20 protein-coding genes are annotated in these 17,700 nt (G+C 68.0%); 11 read left to right on the top strand and 9 right to left on the bottom strand.

Going from position 1 to position 17,700, the window contains the following annotated elements; genetic code table 11:
* Positions 1–6 precede the first annotated feature (6 nt).
* Positions 7–1,320 carry an Nramp family divalent metal transporter gene (locus tag FBZ87_RS27805; RefSeq protein WP_246134639.1) on the bottom strand — a complete coding sequence of 438 codons (1,314 nt, stop codon included), beginning with the start codon at positions 1,318–1,320 and terminating at the stop codon, positions 7–9.
* Positions 1,321–1,522: 202 nt separating this feature from the next.
* On the opposite strand from FBZ87_RS27805, the gene panB reads away from it, so the two are divergent.
* Positions 1,523–2,353: a 3-methyl-2-oxobutanoate hydroxymethyltransferase gene (gene panB, locus FBZ87_RS27800; RefSeq protein ID WP_145613826.1), complete on the top strand. Its 831-nt coding sequence runs from the start codon at positions 1,523–1,525 to the stop codon at positions 2,351–2,353.
* 3 nt (positions 2,354–2,356) lie between these two features.
* Here panB and FBZ87_RS27795 read toward each other — a convergent pair whose 3' ends face one another.
* On the bottom strand, positions 2,357–3,283 hold the full coding sequence (locus FBZ87_RS27795; protein ID WP_186455033.1) for a lysozyme inhibitor LprI family protein: 927 nt from the start codon (positions 3,281–3,283) through the stop codon (positions 2,357–2,359).
* 142 nt (positions 3,284–3,425) lie between these two features.
* Here FBZ87_RS27795 and FBZ87_RS27790 point away from each other — a divergent pair, with 142 nt between their 5' ends.
* On the top strand, positions 3,426–4,307 hold the full coding sequence (locus FBZ87_RS27790) for a hypothetical protein (RefSeq protein WP_145613824.1): 882 nt from the start codon (positions 3,426–3,428) through the stop codon (positions 4,305–4,307).
* Between the two features lie 126 nt (positions 4,308–4,433).
* Here the strand turns inward: FBZ87_RS27790 and minE are convergent, their stop codons facing one another.
* From minE to minC, 3 genes are read right to left on the bottom strand one after another with little or no spacing between them, the layout of a single operon-like run.
* Positions 4,434–4,745: a cell division topological specificity factor MinE gene (gene minE / locus FBZ87_RS27785; RefSeq protein WP_088870967.1), complete on the bottom strand. Its 312-nt coding sequence runs from the start codon at positions 4,743–4,745 to the stop codon at positions 4,434–4,436.
* Positions 4,742–5,557 (bottom strand): septum site-determining protein MinD, encoded by an 816-nt coding sequence (gene minD, locus FBZ87_RS27780; protein WP_088870968.1) that lies wholly within the window; start codon positions 5,555–5,557, stop codon positions 4,742–4,744. Before minD ends, minE begins: the two co-directional genes overlap by 4 nt.
* 47 nt (positions 5,558–5,604) lie before the next feature.
* Entirely contained in the window at positions 5,605–6,369 is a 765-nt protein-coding gene (minC, locus tag FBZ87_RS27775) for a septum site-determining protein MinC (protein WP_145613823.1), read from the bottom strand.
* Between the two features lie 979 nt (positions 6,370–7,348).
* Between minC and FBZ87_RS27770 the strand changes: the two genes are divergently transcribed.
* The 9 genes from FBZ87_RS27770 (at position 7,349) to FBZ87_RS27730 (ending at position 13,097) form a co-directional block, all read left to right on the top strand.
* Complete coding sequence (locus FBZ87_RS27770; protein ID WP_145613822.1) at positions 7,349–8,125, top strand: PhoH family protein; 777 nt, start codon at positions 7,349–7,351, stop codon at positions 8,123–8,125.
* A 127-nt stretch (positions 8,126–8,252) separates the two neighbouring features.
* Complete coding sequence (locus FBZ87_RS27765) at positions 8,253–8,924, top strand: SCO family protein (protein ID WP_246134638.1); 672 nt, start codon at positions 8,253–8,255, stop codon at positions 8,922–8,924.
* 89 nt (positions 8,925–9,013) lie between these two features.
* A complete protein-coding gene (locus tag FBZ87_RS27760; RefSeq protein ID WP_145613821.1) occupies positions 9,014–9,526 on the top strand; it encodes a copper chaperone PCu(A)C in 513 nt (170 codons plus the stop codon).
* A gap of 180 nt (positions 9,527–9,706) precedes the next feature.
* Positions 9,707–10,111, top strand: coding sequence for an AtpZ/AtpI family protein (locus FBZ87_RS27755; protein ID WP_145613820.1), 405 nt, complete (start codon positions 9,707–9,709; stop codon positions 10,109–10,111).
* A complete protein-coding gene (locus FBZ87_RS27750) occupies positions 10,101–10,850 on the top strand; it encodes a F0F1 ATP synthase subunit A (protein WP_246134637.1) in 750 nt (249 codons plus the stop codon). The genes FBZ87_RS27755 and FBZ87_RS27750 overlap by 11 nt, the downstream gene beginning before the upstream one ends.
* Before the next feature lie 69 nt (positions 10,851–10,919).
* Complete coding sequence (locus FBZ87_RS27745) at positions 10,920–11,144, top strand: ATP synthase subunit C family protein (RefSeq protein ID WP_044562095.1); 225 nt, start codon at positions 10,920–10,922, stop codon at positions 11,142–11,144.
* A gap of 270 nt (positions 11,145–11,414) precedes the next feature.
* Entirely contained in the window at positions 11,415–12,068 is a 654-nt protein-coding gene (locus FBZ87_RS27740) for a F0F1 ATP synthase subunit B family protein (RefSeq protein ID WP_246134636.1), read from the top strand.
* On the top strand, positions 12,068–12,559 hold the full coding sequence (locus FBZ87_RS27735; protein WP_145613818.1) for a F0F1 ATP synthase subunit B family protein: 492 nt from the start codon (positions 12,068–12,070) through the stop codon (positions 12,557–12,559). Before FBZ87_RS27740 ends, FBZ87_RS27735 begins: the two co-directional genes overlap by 1 nt.
* Before the next feature lie 124 nt (positions 12,560–12,683).
* The gene (locus FBZ87_RS27730; RefSeq protein WP_145613817.1) at positions 12,684–13,097 is read left to right on the top strand and encodes a DUF7079 family protein; all 414 of its coding nucleotides are present in this window, start codon (positions 12,684–12,686) and stop codon (positions 13,095–13,097) included.
* A gap of 11 nt (positions 13,098–13,108) precedes the next feature.
* On the opposite strand, the gene FBZ87_RS27725 is transcribed toward FBZ87_RS27730, so the two are convergent.
* The 4 genes from FBZ87_RS27725 to FBZ87_RS27710 all read right to left on the bottom strand — a co-directional run bounded on the left by FBZ87_RS27725 (position 13,109) and on the right by FBZ87_RS27710 (position 17,682).
* Positions 13,109–13,657 carry a hypothetical protein gene (locus tag FBZ87_RS27725; RefSeq protein WP_145613816.1) on the bottom strand — a complete coding sequence of 183 codons (549 nt, stop codon included), beginning with the start codon at positions 13,655–13,657 and terminating at the stop codon, positions 13,109–13,111.
* 79 nt (positions 13,658–13,736) lie between these two features.
* The gene (locus FBZ87_RS27720; protein ID WP_145613815.1) at positions 13,737–15,542 is read right to left on the bottom strand and encodes a M3 family oligoendopeptidase; all 1,806 of its coding nucleotides are present in this window, start codon (positions 15,540–15,542) and stop codon (positions 13,737–13,739) included.
* Positions 15,543–15,595: 53 nt separating this feature from the next.
* Complete coding sequence (locus FBZ87_RS27715; RefSeq protein WP_211107255.1) at positions 15,596–16,630, bottom strand: aromatic ring-hydroxylating oxygenase subunit alpha; 1,035 nt, start codon at positions 16,628–16,630, stop codon at positions 15,596–15,598.
* 77 nt (positions 16,631–16,707) lie between these two features.
* Complete coding sequence (locus FBZ87_RS27710) at positions 16,708–17,682, bottom strand: LysR family transcriptional regulator (RefSeq protein WP_186455032.1); 975 nt, start codon at positions 17,680–17,682, stop codon at positions 16,708–16,710.
* Between the last annotated feature and the right edge of the window lie 18 nt (positions 17,683–17,700).

The raw sequence follows: 17,700 nt of genomic DNA, 5'->3' as shown, positions 1-17,700 counted from the left end.
CCGCTCTTACCCTGTGACCGTCTGGACGATCAGCACGCCGTTCAGGATGACGATGATGCCCGCCACTGCCCAGGCGGGGGCCAGCAGCCAGCGCGGCGCCGCCAGGCGTCCCATGACGCCCCGGTCGCCGCAGAATCGAACCAGGGGGATGACGGCGAAGGGCAACTGCAGGCTCAGCACCACCTGGGTGAAGATCAGCAGCGTGGTGGCCGCCGCATCGCCAGCGACGGCCAGCACCAGCAGGGTGGGCACCAGCGCCAGCAGGCGGGTGATCAGCCGGCGCCATACCGGTTTCAGGCGCAGGGAGACGAAGCCCTCCATCACCACCTGGCCGGCCAGGGTGGCGGTGACGGTGGAGTTCTGGCCCGCGGCCAGCAGCGCCACCGCGAACAGCAGGCTGGCCAGCGGCGCGCCCAGCATGGGGGCCAGCAGGCGGTAGGCCTCCTCGATATCCTCCACCAGCGCCTGGCCGTGGAAGGCCGCCGCCGCCAGGATCAGGATGCCAGCGTTGATGAAAAAGGCGATGAACAGGGCCACCGTGCTGTCCAGCGTGGCGAAGCGGATGGCCTCGCGCCGGCCCTCCTCATCCCGGGGAAAGGCGCGGGTGCGCACCACGGCCGAATGGAGATAGAGGTTGTGGGGCATGACGGTGGCGCCCAGGATGCCCACCGCCACATACAGCTTGGCCGGGTCGCCCAGCAGGTCGGCCGTGGGCACGAAGCCCGCCAGCACGGCGCCCACGCCCGGCCGGCTCAGCGCCACCTCCGCCAGGAAGCAGAGGCCGATCAGGGTTATCAGGCCCAGGATGAAGGCCTCCAGCCGGCGCACGCCCCGATTTTGCAGGGCCAGGATCAGCAGGCTGTCGAGGGCGGTGATGAGGGCGCCCACGATCAGGGGCAGGCCGAACAGCAGCTTCAGTGCGATGGCGGAGCCGATGACCTCCGCGATGTCGCAGGCGATGATGGCGATTTCGCACAATATCCACAGCAGGACGGCGGTGCGGGGGCCGTACCGCTCCCGGCACAGCTGCGCCAGGTCACGGCCGCTGGCGATGCCCAGGCGCACCGACAGGGCCTGCAGCAGCATGGCCATCAGGCTGGACAGCAGCACCACGGACAGCAGCGCATAGCCGAAGCGGGACCCGCCGGCGATGTCGGTCGCCCAGTTGCCGGGGTCCATGTAGCCCACGGCCACCAGATAGCCGGGGCCGGAAAAGGCCAGCAGCTTGCGCCAGAAACCCCCGGAGACGGGTACGCCGGCCGTGGGCTCCGCCGAGGGGCCGGGCCATTTGTCCTTGCTCGCGTCCACCGCCGACTGCATGCGCCGCCTTTTCTGGTCCTGGCTCTGATCCGGGCCCGCCATCGTCGGCGGGCCAAAAGATTAACATAGCGAAGTTCTGGTGCCGGAACGAGGGCGGGAGTGATGCACTGGCTGCGACGCGCCGCCATTCATTGGCGCGGCGCGCCGCTTTGGTGTAGGGATGCGGCGCAAAACGTCCTTTCCCATAAGGGTCGGTATCGGGATGAGCGCCACCACTGCCGTCAAACGCCTGAGCGTGCCTGACATATCCGCCCGCAAAGGGGCTACTCCCGTAGTGTGCCTGACGGCCTATACCGCGCCCATGGCCGGCCTGCTGGATCCGCACTGCGACGTGCTGCTGGTGGGGGACAGCCTGGGCATGGTGTTGTACGGCCTGCCCAGCACGCTGGGCGTCACGGTCGACATGATGGTGGCCCATGGCGCGGCCGTGGTGCGTGGATCTCATCGGGCCGCGGTGGTGGTGGACCTGCCCTTCGGCAGCTATCAGGCGAGCCCGGAGCAGGCCTTCCGCGTCGCCGCCCGCATCCTGGCCGAGACCGGCGCCACCGCCGTGAAGCTGGAAGGCGGGGAGGAAATGGCGACCACCATCGACTTCCTGGTGCGCCGGGGCATACCCGTCATGGGCCACGTCGGGCTGACGCCCCAGGCGGTGAACGTTCTAGGCGGCTACCGTGCCCGGGGGCGGAATGACGCGGAACAGGCCAAGATCCTGGGGGACGCCCGGGCCGTGGCCGAGGCCGGTGCCTTCTCGCTGGTGATCGAAGGGGTGGTGGAGCCATTGGCCCGCCAGGTGACGGAACTGGTGCCCGTGGTCACCATCGGCATCGGGGCCAGTGCCGCCTGCGACGGCCAGGTGCTGGTGTCGGACGACATGCTGGGCCTGTTCGCCGATTTCACGCCCAGGTTCGTGAAGCGCTACGCTGACTTGGCCACCCAGGTGGGCGCCGCCGCCCAGGCCTATGCCGAGGATGTCCGGGCCCGGCGATTCCCCGGGCCCGAGCACACGTTCGCGGAAAAGCGGCCGAAGGTGTGACCCTTATTTCAGCGGCTTGTAACCATCAGGCACGGCGTAGACGAAGGGCCGCTCGCCGAAGTTCAGGCTGATCAGCCCGTCCTTGATCATGTCGGTCATGGACACGCTGGAGGTCAGACCCAGGACGGTCGGCAAGCGGGACGGGATCTGCAGGCCGCCCGTCTGACCGGGCGCGCTTTTCCCCCAGGCGCCGTCCACGCGCGCGTACAGCCAGCCGCCATCCAAATCCACGGCCAGCCCTAGCACGTGTTTGGGCTCACCGGACCGGTTATGGCGCAGCTGGATCAGCGGACCGTAACTGCCTTCCTGGCTTTCCGCGCCGAAGAACAGGGCGGTTTCCGCCCGCTTGGCCACGGCGCCCATATCGATGGTGGCCTCGATGTACCACTTGCCGGCACTGACGGGCGGCTTGCCCCAGATCTCGTAGAGGTCGCCGGACGAGGCGGCTGCCTTGGCTTCCGGTGCCGGGGCCTTGCCGGCCTGCTCCGCCGCTAGTTGGTCCGAGCGTTCATTGGTGAAGCGGACGACGCAGACGGTCTTGGCACGGTTGGCCAGGATTGCCTGGAGCCACTTCTCGCGGTCGCTTTCCTTGTTGTCCAGGCCGCAGGTCTCATCCCGCCGCTTCAGCCAGGCGCGCTGCTCATTGCGCAGGGCCAGCTTGCCGGCATCGTCCAGCTTGCTGCGCACTTCGCCATAGACGCGGTTGATCTCGGCGTCGGTACGGCGCAGGTCGGCGCCCAGGCACTGCACCTGCTCCTCCTCCGAAGCCGGCTGGTCGCAATTGGCGGCGCGGGTGGCGCCCGGATGCAGCACTATGCCCAGGGACAGGGTCAGAAGCGCGGCGCCCCTGACGATGGGGCGGTGGACCCCCGCGAACATGTTGATCCAGGACAGGCCGGCCACGATGCGCTCCCATACATTGCAGGTCATCCCTCTTATCACGACCGCCGGAAGGGGATAAGTCTGCAAAAGCCGGCTACCGAAAGGCGATGGGACAGCCGCCGGAGATTGACGAATGGGAACAGGCGTGCCTAGTATGTTCCCGTATTGTTCGATCTGGGTGGGAAAGATCATGGCGAAGGCGCGCAAGCCCAAGACGGCGGATGGGGCCGTGAACCAGATGGATTTGTTTGGTGCGCCGCCCCCGGTCGCGGTGAACGCGCCCACGCCCTTACGTCCCCGCCCACCCGCCGAACCGGCGCCAGCCGACCTGGATGACGCCGCGCTGCTGGCCCGGCTGCCGGACGCACCGCTCAGCAAGGCCCTGCTCCTGATCGCAGAGGCTGGGCGCCGCCGCCTGACCGCTGCCGTGCCTCTGCTGGGCCTGCGCCTGCGGCGGCTGGCCGGCTATGGTCTCAGCGGCCGGGAACCGGTGGCGGTGCTGGAGGCGCTGACCGCTATCGGCGGGCCGCAGGCGACGGCCATCGTCGCCGGCCTGCTGGGTGGCGTGGGGCTGGCCGGCCCCGTGGAGGTGGCGGCCCTCACCGCCGCCGTGCGGCTGGAGGTGGCGCTGGACCGCAAGGTGCTGTTGCGCCTGCTGGGCACGGCGGACGCCGCCGCCCGGGCGGCGGCCTGCCGGTGTGTGCGCCAGGCGGAATTCCCCGTCATCGACGCGCTGGAAAGGTTGCGGGCCGATCCCGACCGGTCGGTGGCGACCGGCGCCGTTTGCGCCCTGGGCCGGCTGGGCCGCCCCACCGTGCGCGCCGACTTGGCGCAACTGGTGACGGCGGCGCCGACGCGGGAGACGGTGGCGGCCCTGGCCTCGGTCATGGACCATGTCGGCGTGGATGCGGACAGCCTGGTGGCCCTGCGCCGCGCCGCCCGCCACGCCGATCTGCGCGAGGTGGTGCTGGAGGCGCTGGACGGCTTCGACGACGCCCAGGCCACGGCGCTGGCCGCCAAGCTGCGCCAGCAGATGCCCCATCAGCAGGAAAGCCGGGCGGATGCCGCCTGAAACGACAAAGGCCGGTCCCTCGGGACCGGCCTCTGCCGAGTTCACATCATCTCCACCCGGCTCTTTTCAGGCCAGCGACCGCTGGCTCCGGAGTGAGCACCGGCGGAACGGGGAACCTTTCAAACCTTACGCGTTCCCAGCCGCCGCGACCTTGCCGCCAGAGGCGGCGCGGGCCGCCCCCTTGGCCGGGGCGGGCAGTTCCACGTTGACCTCCAGCGTGGAATAGCCGCTGGCCCGGTCCAGCTTCACCGCCACCTTGTCGTCGTCGATGGAGACGTACTTCTTGATGACGTCCAGCAGCTCTTTCTGCAGCTGGGGCAGGAAGTCGGGGCTGTCGCGCCCCGCCCGTTCATGGGCCAGGACGATCTGCAGGCGTTCCTTGGCCTGGTCGGCCGCAGATGCCTTTTTGGGCGTGCGGAAGAAATCGAAGATGCTCATGCGGTCCTCCGCAGCAGCCGGTCGAAGAAGCCCTTCTTCTCCACTTTGACGAAGCGGTGCTCGATCTTCTCGCCCAGGAAGCGGCCCACGGCGTCGGAATAGGCCTGGCCGGCGTTGGACTTGTCGTCCAGCACCACGGGCATGCCGACGTTGCTGGCGCGCAGCACGGCGGGGCTTTCCGGGATGATGCCCAACAGCGGGATGGCCAGGATCTCCAGCACGTCCTCGACCTTCAGCATCTCACCCTTCTCCACCCGCTCGGGGTCGTAGCGGGTGACCAGCAGGTGCTCCTGCACCGGGGCCTCGCCCTTCTCGGCGCGGCGCGACTTGGCCTGGATCACGCCCAGGATGCGGTCGCTGTCACGCACCGAGGAGACCTCGGGGTTGGTGACGATGATGGCGTGGTCGGCGAAGTACAGCGCCATCAGGGCGCCGCGCTCGATGCCGGCCGGGCTGTCGCAGATGATGTAGTCGAACTCTTTCTTGAGTTCGTTCAGGATCTTCTCGACGCCCTGCTCGGTCAGGGCGTCCTTGTCGCGGGTCTGCGAGGTGGGGAGGATGTACAGGTTCTCCACCCGCTTGTCCTTGATCAGCGCCTGGCTGAGGCGCGCCTCGCCATTGATGACGTTGATGAAGTCGAACACCACGCGGCGCTCGCACCCCATGATCAGGTCCAGGTTGCGCAGGCCCACGTCGAAATCGATGATGCAGGTCTTGAACCCCCGCAAGGCCAGGCCGGTGCCGAAGGCGGCGGATGAGGTGGTCTTGCCGACGCCGCCCTTGCCCGATGTCATGACGATGATCTTGGCCAAGAACGTCTCCCTTGGAAAAGAAGGTTACTGGGAAAACCGGCCGTGCGTCAGACGGTGACCGGATCGATGTGCAGGAAACCTTGGTCCAGGTAGATCTGGACCTGGCGGCGCAGGACGGATTTCTCCAGATCCTCGCTCACCCGGTACAGCCCGGCGATGGAGACCATCTCCGCCTCCAGGCTTTGGCAAAAGATGCGGGCGTTGTGGTCCCCCGCCATGCCCGCCAGCGCGCGGCCACGCAAGGCGCCATAGACATGGATGTTGCCGTCGGCCACTAGCTCGGCGCCCGGCGACACCGACCCGATGACCACCAGATCGCCGCCTTGGGCATACAGCTGCCGGCCGGACCGCACGTTCTCCCGCACCAGCAGGGTTGCCTTCTGGTAGGGCAGGTCGTGCGCGGGCGCCGGAACGGGTGCTGCGGCGACCGGTGCGTCGGCCACCGCCACAGGGCGGGGCGCCGCCGGCTGGGCGTCCGCCGCGGCACGGCCCTGCGGGAACACGGCCAAGCCCACGGCCAGCGCCGCCTCCTGCTGTTCACGGGTGCCGCCCTGCAGGCCCACGGCGATCAGGCCCAGTGTGCGGAGCAGATCGCAGAAATTCTCGAAATCAAAGCCTTGCCCCGGGGGAAGATCGTCCAGGTCCAGCACTACCGGCGCATTGCGGAAAAAATTGGGCGCTTGGCGCACTTTGTCCGACAGGGCGAAGAAAAAATTCTGGGCATGCGGGTCCGAGACCTTCAGCACCATCATGGTGAAGTTGCTGCCGCGCAATTGGAACGGCGCGTCCCGGAATGCCACCTGGTTGCTCATCTCGCCCCTGACCCCTTAGTCCCTAATCTGCCTGACCATCACCCGTCCGCGCGTGGCCGGAACGTCCCCTGGCGCCCCAGCCGGGGGCAGGGGCCTGCGTCCGATCGCCCGCGGGGGGCAGAGGGTCCTCGAAATGCGACGGCACATCCTTGACCCGAACGGCAGGATGGCGCCCCAGGCCGGACCCATCGAACGCGCGTTTCAAGACCAGATGGGCGCAGGCGTCAAGGGAATCCTCAGATCCACATTTTGAGCGGAAAGCGCCAGCCCACACAATATTTATTGAGTCTTAGTGCACCTTCGGGGTGCCTGCACCTCCGGTACGAACCTGGGTGGCGGGGGGCGGCCATGGGGCAGCCTCTTGAATCACGGGGGCGTTTTCGCCGCGGTGCCAAAGCCGGCCGGCCGCACCCGGCCTGCGCCACCCTATCCCCAAAGGGCAAGGGCGGCCCGACTCGGGAGTGTCGTCGCGGTTGGCGGGGCGCGGCGACTCGGGGTTATATGGCCACCACATCTGGTATGAATATTTGATGTATGCCCCAAGTCCTGCTGACAGATGCTCGCAGGTGCGGTAAAGTGCATGCCAGGGTCGTCACTCAAGAATGACGGGTCGGGGTATTGCCAAACTGTGCGCCGCTGCCTGTGCTGTCGTGTGCCTGCCGGGGGAACGGACTTCCCCCGATGCCCCCGCCGCCGTTGACCCTTGAGGCCGCCCGCAATCGGCCGCCATCGTCCCGCCGCATCGCACGGTCCGCGGCATCCGGCCCCGCAGGGGGATGCGGATCCCCCATCCGGCGCCCCATGATGGCCCTCTCCAAACCGCATGCCCCGCTGACCTGGGGATGCGGTTTTTTCGTGCCCGGTCTCCGGCGCCCGGGGTCCCAACCCCCGGGGTCGCCCGGCACGCGGTTCCTGCCTGCCTAGTAACCTGGCCGCGGGCGTTCCCGCGGCTCAATTCGGTGTGACTGAGGAGACAGACATGGCCAAGCGTCCAGTGAAGGTGACTTCCGGCGGCTCCAGCTCCGACAAGGTGCGCCCGCTTTTCCCCGATGCGATGCCCGCTCGGTCCGCTCAAGGGGCTGGCGGCCCCGCCAGCGGCGGCTGGGACCCCATCGAGGAGCGGCGGGATCAGAGCTATGTGCGCAAGGTCAAGCCGCAAAGCCCCAATCAGAAAGTGCTGATGGAGGCCATCGCCACCCATAACCTGGCGCTGGCGCTGGGTCCGGCGGGCACGGGCAAGACCTACCTGGCCATCTCCAGCGCGGTGGAAGCGCTGGAGGCCGGGCGGGTCGACCGCATCATCCTGTCCCGTCCGGCCATCGAGGCGGGCGAGAGCATCGGGTACCTGCCGGGCGACATGGGGGAGAAGATGGCCCCCTTTCTGCGCCCGCTCTATGACGCGCTGAACGACCGCCTGGGCGGCAAGCGCCTGCGCACCCTGATGGCGGAAGGCACCATCGAGATCGCGCCGGTGGGCTTCATGCGCGGCCGCACCCTGAACAACGCCTTCGTCGTGATCGACGAGGCGCAGAACTGCACCTACGGCCAGATCAAGATGCTGCTGACCCGCCTGGGCTGGCACTCCACCATGGTGCTGACCGGCGACCCGGACCAGTCCGACCTGCTGAACGGCTTGTCCGGCCTGGCCGACATCGCCCGCCGGCTGGAGGCGGTGGAGGGCATTGCCGTCGTCCGCCTGAACGACCGCGACATCGTGCGCCACCCCCTGGTGGCCAGCATGCTGACAGTCCTGTAAGGGCGGACTAGACTTTAGAACCAGGGGCGGGCGGTGCCGACGGGCGCCGCCCGCCTTTGTTTTCGGGCCCGTGGCGCGCTAGTTTAAAGCGGTACCCATCCCCCGTCGCACGGGCGCCGCATATCCCATGGCCAAGAAACGTCTGATCCGCCTGCTGGTCACCCTGGTGCCGGCGCTCGCCTTCGCGGCCCTGGTGGCCTGGTGGCTGGGGGCGCCGCCGTCCTCCCGCCCCGCGTCCAGCGCCAGCAGCACGGGTGCCGCCCCGGCCTCGGGCGGCGGCGGCCAGATCGTGCCGGGCGTGGCCGTGGGCGGCCCCTTCACCCTGGTGGACCAGTCCGGCAAGACGGTGACGGAGAAAAGCTACGCCGGGTCCTGGCGGCTGATGTTCTTCGGCTACACCTTCTGCCCGGACATCTGCCCCACCGAGCTGCAGGTCATGGCCCAGGCCATGGACCAGCTGGGGGCGGAGGGCGACAAGGTGCAGCCCATCTTCATCAGCGTCGATCCCGGCCGCGACACGCCGCAGCAGCTGTCGGACTATGTCGCCCAGTTCCATCCCCGCCTGGTGGGCCTGACCGGCACGGCCGCCCAGGTGTCCGCCGCCACGCGCGCCTGGCGGGTCTACGCCGCCAAGGTGGCCGGCGACGACCCGGAAAACTACCTGATGGACCATTCCACCTACGTCTACCTCATGGACCCGGACAATCGCCTGGCCACCATCTTCGCCCGGGGCACCACGGCGGAGGACATGGTGAAGGGCATCCGCGAGGCCATGGCCAAGGGGGCGGCCGGGAAGTAGGGGCCATCAGCTAGGCGCTTCTGTCCAATTGCGACATCCCGCCCTGATGGGGCAGAGGGGGCCCGTCGCATCCTAAACAAGGGCAAACCATGGTCCGCATCCGCTCCCTTCTCGCGTCGCTGATGATCGCCGCCGCGCCGGTGATGGCCGTCGCGCCGGCCGTGGCCCAGGAGGCGCCGGCGCCGGCCATCGAGGCCACCGCCGCCTGGTCGCGGCCCACCATCCGGGGCGCCCGGGCCGGTGTCGCCTTCCTCACCCTGCACAACAAGGGGCCGGCCGACCGGCTGGTGGGGGTGGAGGCTGACGTGGGCAAGGTGGCCCAGATCCACATGGCGGAGGTGGTGGACGGAATCGCCCGCATGCGGCCGCTGGCCGATGGCGTGGCGCTGCCGGCCGGCGGCACGGTGACGCTGAAGCCCGAGGGGCCGCACATCATGCTCATGGGCCTGACCCAGCCGCTGGTGGTGGGGCAACGCGTCCATTTGACCCTGCGCTTCAAGGCCGCGGCCCCCCTTACCGTCGAGGCAACGGTGCTGGCGCCGGGGGCCGAGCCTGGCATGGGCGGCGGTGCTACGCAGGGTGGCGCGCGCGGCGGCGGTTGAGCTCGTGGCACCGCACCTGCGCGTGCCGCGCGGGGCGATAAAATAGTCCTTTAGAATCATACACTTGGCACTGTGCTTTTGCGACTTGACAGGGGGTGTACCGCCCCGTATGGTGCCGCCGCTTTCGCATGGCGACGACTCCAATGCGGCGGAAGGGGCATACCTCCAGGGGTTTAGACCTTGACGGACCAGACACCCCCGCCTTCCTTGGATGAGCTTGAGGCCCGCTTGCGGGATGCGCGACGGAGCGCCGAGTCTTCCTCCTCCTCTCCCACACAGCGGAAGGACGAGGCGGGAAACGGTTGGCTGGGCGTCGCGTTTCGCATCGGTGCCGAGTTGGTCGCGGCGATGGTGGTCGGTGTCGGTGGCGGTTTGGTCATCGACCGCTGGCTGGGCACGTCGCCCTGGGGACTGATCGTGATGTTCGTCCTGGGGTCGGCTGCCGCGATGTTGAATGTATACCGGGCCGTCAACGGCATGGGATACGCGGTGGGATATCGGCGACCGGACACGGGCGCCAACTCAGGGGGCGGAACCAACTCCACCCCCGCCAAGGATGAAGGTGAGGGGAATCGTGGCCACTGATCCGCTGCATCAGTTTCGCATCGAGCAGATCGTTCCTCTGCATCTCGCCGGGCACGACGTCTCCTTCACCAATTCCTCCCTCTACATGGTGGTCGCGGCCGTGCTCGTCACCGGCCTGCTGGTCGCCGGCACCGCGTCGCGCGCCCTGGTCCCCGGCCGGCTGCAGTCGGTGGCGGAGCTGCTTTACGAATTCGTATCGGGCATGGTGCGGGACAACGCCGGCGCCCAGGCGCGCCCGTACTTCCCGCTGGTGTTCTCGATCTTCGCCTTCGTGCTGTTCGGCAACATGATCGGCATGGTTCCCGGCACCTTCACCTTCACCAGCCACATCATCGTGACCTTCACGCTGGCGGCCCTGGTGTTTGTGTTCGTGACCCTGGTGGCGCTGATCCGCCACGGTTTCCACTTCTTCAGCTTCTTCTTCCCCTCGGGCGCGCCCATCGCCTTGGCGCCCATCCTGATCCCCATCGAGATCATTTCGTATCTGATGCGGCCGGTCAGCCTGTCCATCCGACTGTTCGCCAACATGATGGCGGGCCACACCATGCTGAAGGTCTTCGCCGGGTTCACGATCACCATGATCGGTGCCCTGGGCGCCGTTGGCTGGCTGGCCGGTGCCGTGCCGGTGGCGATCAACGTGGCCCTGATCGGCTTCGAGATCATGGTCGCCTTCCTGCAGGCTTACGTCTTCACCATCCTGACCTGCCTCTACATCCGCGACGCCATCGAGCTGCACTAAGCCGCGATCGTCCGACCGTAGGGCCTGTCTTCACCCTTCAACCGTTCCATCACACAGAGGAAGTCTATAATGGATCCGCAAGCCGCTAAGTTCATCGGCGCCGGTCTGGCCATGTTCGCCCTGGCTGGTGTCGGCATCGGCATCGGCAACATCTTCGCCAACCTGATCGCCTCCGTGGGCCGCAACCCGGCCGCCCGCGCCTCCGTGTTCCCGATCGGCATTCTGGGCTTCGCGCTGACCGAAGCCGTGGCGCTGTTCGCGCTGCTGATCGCCTTCCTGATCCTGTTCACCTAAGCCTGTTATCCGGGCGTTGATGGAACGGCCCCGCGAGGCGGCCCCTCTGGGGATTGCTTCACGGTATTGACAGGGACGGGGCGGGGTTGGCGTTTGCCGGCCACCGCCCCCAATCCCATGTCCGGCCCTCATTCTGGCAGCGCTTCATCGCAGGTTCCGATCCGATTTCCGGCGATGGCCCGGTGCTGGGCATCCCCCACGGTCAAGGTTCCGTGGTTGGGCTTGGCGCCAGCCCAAAACCCGGGCGATCTCGCAATCAAGGTGATCTTCATGGTGAATCCAAGGCTCATGGTGTGGCTGAAGGGCCTTGCCGCCGCCGCCGTCCTGACGGTGGCCCTGGGCGGCACGCCGTCGTTCGCGCAGTCGGGTGAAGAAACCGCCCACGCGACGGACAGCGTGGAGCACGAGGCTGGCGTGCATGACGAAAAGGGTCTGCCCCAGCTGAACACCAAGACGTTCGCGTCACAGATTTTCTGGCTGGCCATCACCTTCGGCACGCTCTACGTGCTGGTGTCCAAGGTCGGCCTGCCGCGCGTCGGCGCCGTTCTGGAGGCTCGCGAGGCCAAGATTTCCGGCGACCTGGACAAGGCCACGCAGCTGAAGGCTGAGACCGACGCCATCGTCGCCGCCTATGAGAAGGCGGTGGCCGAGGCCCGCGCCGGCGCCCACAAGCTGTTGAACGACACCGCCGCCACGGCCGACGCCGCGGCCGCCAAGCGCACGGCCGATGTCGTCGCCGGTCTGGCCGCCAAGCAGAAGGAAGCCGAGGCCCGCATCGAGGGCCAGAAGCAGACAGCTCTCGCCAACGTCCGCGCCGTGGCCGCCGAGGCTGCTGCCGCTGCCGTCGCCAAGCTGGCGGGTGTCGAGCCCGATCAGGCCGGCGTCGATGGCGCCGTCGATGCCGCCCTGAAGGAGCGTGCGTGATGTTCGATCTGCAGAATCCCACTTTCTGGGTTGGCGTCGCCTTCGTCGTCTTTTTCGCCCTGGTGATCTGGAAGGGCGGCTTCGGCGCCCTGGGCAAGAGCCTGGACGCTCGCGCCGAGAAGATCCGCCTGGAGATCGAGACCGCGCAGAAGCTGCGCCAGGACGCCGAGGCGGCCCTGACCGCCTATCAGAAGAAGCAGCGCGACGCGATGAAGGAGGCTGACGCCATCATCGCCGCCGCCCGCGAAGAGGCCGACCGCATCCGCCAGCACGCGGAAGCGGACCTGGAGGCGACCCTGAAGCGCCGCGAGGCCCAGGCCCTGGAGAAGATCGCCCAGGCCGAGGCCGCCGCCCTGCAGCAGGTGCGCAGCCTGGCCGTCGACGTGGCCCTGGCCGCCACCGAATCGCTGCTGGCCCAGACCATTGACCAGTCGCGCAGCGACGCCATGGTGGCCTCGGCCATCGAGGAACTGCCTGGCAAGTTGCATTGATCTCTGATCAGAAGGCACAGCCGAAATGAAAAAGGGCGGTCCCAATGGGGGCCGCCCTTTTTGCTTCGGAGATTGGGGCGCGATACGCTGTTGGGTCTATGATGGCGGCAACTTGGCGGTCCAAATGAGCGGCGGCGACAATTGGTTTTCAGAAGCGCAGTTGCAAGCGCGCCGCCCAGTTTGGAATGCTTTGTCGTGGATGTACCTGGACACTGAGGTGTCGGAGGACCGCGATTGGCGAATCAGGGTGCTGTCGGCGTCGCCTTACAGTATCGACGAACTCGACACCATTCACCGGGATGAAGTCCGTCCCGTATGTCTCCCAAACTTGTTTGACGTGGCTGGTGTCTGGGAGGGCTTCAATGCCGACTGGCTTGAGCAGGCCATCCGCAACCATAAGCGGGGTGGAGAAAACTGGCCGGCATCACTGATGGCGAGGGTTCATCGAAGTAAGGCCGCTTTCAAGGAGGAGCCCGAATGGATGGCCACACGGCAGGGGATCATTGCCCTGCGTGCGCAGGCCAGCGAGCCGGCCTAAAAAATCGGCCCTTACTTCGGCTGGTATTCCACCACCGGCGCCACCTTGCGGACGGCCTTGCCGATGCCCCGGCGCAGGGTGACCTTGGTGTGGCCGGCCTTCCATTCGGCGCTGGCCGATTCGGCGTCCTTTTGCCGGCCGGCGGGGGCGCCCAGCTGCTTCACCAACTGCGCGTCGACGCCGTCACCGCATTCTTTGGACGCTTCCTGGCCGTAGAGGGTGACGCGGCGTAGGGCGTTCTTCTTCATCTCGAAGTCGACGGCATAGGCGCAGCCGCCCAGGCGCACGCTTTCCAGGCCGAACAGGTAGCGGACATGTGCGCCGTTCCCCATTTCGAACTCCCGCGCCTTGGGATAGGCGGCTAGGATCTGCTTGTGGGTCATGCCCCAGGTGACCTGGCCCCAGCCGTTCAGGTCCTTGGCCTTGGCCGGCGGCTTCTTGGCCGCCTCGTGCTTACCCGTTTCATGCTTGGGGGCGGCCGCCAGCGCCGTGCCCGCGGCGGCGCTGCAAGCCAGGGCTGCCAGCAGGCCAAGGCCCAGGCGGGAAATGCGATGGTTCATGGGTGTTGTTCTTCGTACCAGGAGGAATGCCCCAAGATCGGGAAGACCCGAATCGGAAAGGTGACGAACCGGCGGGCGCTCAGCCCAGCGCCTCCAGCTCATCGATGAAGCCCTTCAGCATGCCCAGGCCCTTGTGCCAGAAGGCGGGGTCGGTGGCGTCCAGGCTGAAGGGCGCCAGCAGTTCCTTATGCCGCTTGGTGCCGCCGGCCGCCAGCATCTCCAGATAGCGGCGCGCGAAGGCCTCGGACCCGTTGTGGGCCGACGCTTCCTCGAACGCGGCGTAGAGGCTGTTCACCAGGCAGTCGCCGAAAGCGTAGGCGTAGACGTAGAAGGGCGAGTGGATGAAGTGCGGGATGTACGACCAATAGGTGGCATAGCCCGCGTCGAATCGCAGTGCCGGCCCCAGGCTTTCCGTCTGCACCGCCTGCCAGATTTCGCCCAGCCGCTCTTCCGACAGTTCGCCCTGGCGCCGCTCGCTGTGGACGCGGCGCTCGAAATCATAGAACGCCGTCTGGCGCACCACGGTGTTCAGCATGTCCTCCACCTTGCCGGCCAGCAGGGCGCGGCGGCGGGCGGGGTCGGTCTCGGCGGCCAGCAGGCCCCGGAAGGTCAGCATCTCCCCGAACACGCTGGCCGTCTCCGCCAGGGTCAGGGGTGTGTCGGATTGCAGATGGCCCTGGCCGCCGGCCAGCACCTGGTGCACGCCGTGGCCCAGCTCATGGGCCAGCGTCATGACGTCCCGCGTCTTGCCCATGTAGTTGACCAGCAGATAGGGATGGGCGCTGGGCACCGTGGGGTGGGCGAAGGCGCCGGGGTTCTTCCCCGGCCGCACCGGGGCGTCGATCCAGGCGTTATCGAAGAAGCGGCGGCCCACGCCAGCCAGGTCGGGGCTGAAGCGCGCGTAGGAGGACAGCACGATTTCCCGCGCCTCCTCCCAGGGGATGGTGCGCTCCGCGACGTCGGGCAGGGGGGCGTTGCGATCCCAGTAGTCCAGGGTGTCGCCGCCGAACCACTTGGCCTTCAGTTTGTAATAGCGGTGCGACAGGGCGGGGTAGCTGTCCTTGACCGCACCCACCAGCGCCTCCACCACCGCGTCCTCGACGCGGTTGGACAGGTTGCGCGACGACCAGGGCTGGTCATAGCGGCGCCACTTGTCCTCGATCTCCTTATCCTTGGCGAGCGTGTTGGTAATCAGCGCGAACAGCTTGATGTTGCGGCCCAGCACGGCGCCGATTTCGATGGCCGCCGCCTCGCGCGTGGCGGCTTCCGGCGCCGACAGGAGGTTCAGGGCCTCTGCCGAGGTCAGATCCTGGCCATCGATACGGAAGCGTAACGACGCCATGGTCTCATCGAACAGGCGGGTCCAGGCATTGCGGCCCACCACCGCCTTCTCATGCAGGAAGCGCTCCAGCTCATCCGACAGCTGGTGGGCGCGGAAGATGCGCACGTCGCGCAGCCAGGCGGCGTAGCGCCGCAACTCCGGCGCCTTCAGCTTGGCGTCGATGTCCTTGTCGGACAGCTGGTTCAGCTCCAGCGTGAAGAACAGCAGGTGGACCGAGACGGCGGTCACCTTCTCCTGCATGGATTGGTAGAAGCGGGCGATGGCGCCATCGCTCTGGTCGCCGGCGTAGAGCAGGCCGGCGTAGCTCATGATGCGCGTCAGCGTCTCATCCAGCGCCTCGTACGTGGCGACGGCCTGGCCCAGCTCCTTGCCCGACAGGCCGGGCAGCTTGCCCGAATAGCGGCCATGGAAGGCCTGGGCTTCGCGCTCCACCCGCTCCAGATCCGCCCGCAGCCGGGGGCTGTCCGGCCCGCTGTACAGGTCGGACAGGTCCCAGTTGGGCAGGGGCCCGAGGTCGATGGTGGTTTCAGCGGTTGCGGTCATGTCCGGTCTCTCATCAGCGAGCGGGTCGGACATGACTATAGCGGATCGACCCCTCAGCTGCGCCAGCGCAGGACGGTGTCGCGCACGGGATTTTCGAAGGGGCGCTTCTCCTCCCGGGCGCGGCGGAACTCGTTCTTCAGCTGATAATACCAACGCGCCTGGGTGTCGGCGTCCTTGATCAGCATCAGGGTCGGGTCGTGGCGCAGGCCCTGCTGCTGCATCACCACCACGTCGCGGTCCTGGCCCAGGAAACGCTCCGCGATGGGGCGCAGCACCGGCTTCAGCAGGTTGGCCCAGGGCAGGGTCCAGTAGAACAGGTTGGTGATGCGGGTGTTGCCCTCATCCACCGGCGTCACCGCCGTCAGGTTCCAGACGGTGTGCTTGCCGGTGGAGATGGTCTCCGTCCGGATGCCGGGCAGGCGGAAGGAAATCTCCGTCTCCGGCACGCCGCCCAGGATGGTGTAGGCGCGCGAGTTGCTGGACGGCCGGTGCTTCTTCATGACGAAGCCGTAGGGGCCGGGGCCGAAGGCCTTCTCCTTGGCGTGGATGGACTTGGTGGAGCGCCAGAACCAGGACTGGTGGACGAAGGGGCCGTGGGCCGGGTCCATCAGGCCCACCACCGCGTGGTCCAGGTGGCAGGGGAAGTCCATGGACATGACCATGTCCGGCTGCTTGTCGGCGGGCAGGCCCGGCGGCTGGGGCGGTTCCTGGTCGGGCTCACCGGCGCCCATCCAGATCCAGACGTTGCCGCTGATCTCCCGCACCGGATAGTTGCGCACGCGGATGCGGTTCAGGTCGAACTCCTGCCCCTCCACCAGTGAGGGGATGTCGGTGCACTTGCCTTCCCGGTCGAAGCGCCAGCCGTGGTAGCAGCACTCCACCTCCTTGCCGTCGAACCGGCCGCAGGACAGCGGAATGCCGCGGTGGGGGCAGATGTCGCGCAGGGCGAAGACGGCGCCCTCCTTGGTGCGGCCGAACAGTACCGGCTGGCCCAGCAGGGTCTGCGCCCGCATGGCACCCACGGCCAGGGTGCGGCCGGGCATGGCGTAGTACCAGATGTCGTTCAGGAAAAAGTTCGGCTCGGCCAAGGCGTCGTCACCAGGTCAGGGGGAAGAATCAGGGGCCGCACTTTACATCGCCGCCGATTGGCGGCCAATGAGGCAGGTCAAGCGGCGGCGGTGTCGCCCCCGCCGCCCGCGACCCCGGGGACGGGAGGCAGGGACCGGGCGACCTCCGCCACCCGGCGGCGCAGCCAGGCGTGGGCCGGATGGCTGTCCAGGCGGCGGTGCCAGACCATGGACAGGCGCATGCCGCCCGCTGGCTTGTCACCCACCGGCATGTCCGCAGGCGGGGGCAGCACCGCCAGGCCGAAGGAGTCGGCCAGCGGGTGGGCCACGCGTGCCGGCATGGTGCAGACCAGGTCGCTGTCGCGCAGCATGGGGGCGGCCGCCAGCAGGTGGGACGCCACCACCGCCAGGGTGCGCTGCCGGCCCACCGTTTCCAGCATGCGGTCCACCGCCCCCACCTTGGACGCGGTGGCCGAGACCAGCAGGTGGGGATAGGCGAGGTAGGTCTCCAGGGTCCAGGGGGAATCCAGGGCTGGGTGACCCGGACGCATCAGCACCGCCAGGCCGTCGCGCACCAGCATCTGCCGCGTCATGTGGGCGGGCGGGTTGGGCAACATGCCCAGCGCCAGGTCCAGCAGGCCCGATTCCAGCCCGGGCAGGGCGTTGTCCTTGTCCGCGTGGCGCAGCACCAGGGACAGGCCCGGCGCCTCTGCCCGCAGGGCTGAGACCAGGGGCGGGCCCAGCACGAACTCGGCGTGGTCGGACAGGCCCACGGTGATCGCGTCCCGCGCCTCGCACGGCAGGAAGGGCTGGCGGGCGGCCAGGGCGGCCCGTACCTGGTCCAGGGCGCCTTGCAGCGGGCGGGCCATGGTGTCGGCCACGGCGGTGGGCACCATGCCGGTGGGGGTGCGCACGAACAGGTCGTCGCCCATGTGCTGGCGCAGGCGGGCCAGCGCGTTGCTGACGGCGGACTGCGACAGGCCCAGCGCCCGGCCGGCCCGCGTCACCTGCCGTTCCCGGTACAGCGCGTCGAAGACGTGCAGCAGGTTCAGGTCGATCTGGCTGATGTCCATGGATGGCCCCCTTCGCAA

This window comes from Nitrospirillum amazonense (assembly GCF_007828035.1).
Classification (GTDB): domain Bacteria; phylum Pseudomonadota; class Alphaproteobacteria; order Azospirillales; family Azospirillaceae; genus Nitrospirillum; species Nitrospirillum amazonense.
This window is presented reverse-complemented; position numbering and strand designations above follow the sequence as displayed.

Coding starts and splice junctions, on each gene's coding strand:
- minC (WP_145613823.1), bottom strand. CDS start 6,369: ATGAGCAACCAGGTGGCATTCCGGGACGCGCCGTTCCAATTGCGCGGC.
- FBZ87_RS27735 (WP_145613818.1), top strand. CDS start 12,068: ATGTTCGATCTGCAGAATCCCACTTTCTGGGTTGGCGTCGCCTTCGTC.
- FBZ87_RS27805 (WP_246134639.1), bottom strand. CDS start 1,320: ATGCAGTCGGCGGTGGACGCGAGCAAGGACAAATGGCCCGGCCCCTCG.
- FBZ87_RS27795 (WP_186455033.1), bottom strand. CDS start 3,283: ATGACCTGCAATGTATGGGAGCGCATCGTGGCCGGCCTGTCCTGGATC.
- FBZ87_RS27730 (WP_145613817.1), top strand. CDS start 12,684: ATGAGCGGCGGCGACAATTGGTTTTCAGAAGCGCAGTTGCAAGCGCGC.
- FBZ87_RS27740 (WP_246134636.1), top strand. CDS start 11,415: ATGGTGAATCCAAGGCTCATGGTGTGGCTGAAGGGCCTTGCCGCCGCC.
- FBZ87_RS27765 (WP_246134638.1), top strand. CDS start 8,253: ATGGCCAAGAAACGTCTGATCCGCCTGCTGGTCACCCTGGTGCCGGCG.
- FBZ87_RS27710 (WP_186455032.1), bottom strand. CDS start 17,682: ATGGACATCAGCCAGATCGACCTGAACCTGCTGCACGTCTTCGACGCG.
- panB (WP_145613826.1), top strand. CDS start 1,523: ATGAGCGCCACCACTGCCGTCAAACGCCTGAGCGTGCCTGACATATCC.
- FBZ87_RS27725 (WP_145613816.1), bottom strand. CDS start 13,657: ATGAACCATCGCATTTCCCGCCTGGGCCTTGGCCTGCTGGCAGCCCTG.
- FBZ87_RS27770 (WP_145613822.1), top strand. CDS start 7,349: ATGGCCAAGCGTCCAGTGAAGGTGACTTCCGGCGGCTCCAGCTCCGAC.
- FBZ87_RS27720 (WP_145613815.1), bottom strand. CDS start 15,542: ATGACCGCAACCGCTGAAACCACCATCGACCTCGGGCCCCTGCCCAAC.
- FBZ87_RS27745 (WP_044562095.1), top strand. CDS start 10,920: ATGGATCCGCAAGCCGCTAAGTTCATCGGCGCCGGTCTGGCCATGTTC.
- FBZ87_RS27790 (WP_145613824.1), top strand. CDS start 3,426: ATGGCGAAGGCGCGCAAGCCCAAGACGGCGGATGGGGCCGTGAACCAG.
- minE (WP_088870967.1), bottom strand. CDS start 4,745: ATGAGCATCTTCGATTTCTTCCGCACGCCCAAAAAGGCATCTGCGGCC.
- FBZ87_RS27760 (WP_145613821.1), top strand. CDS start 9,014: ATGGTCCGCATCCGCTCCCTTCTCGCGTCGCTGATGATCGCCGCCGCG.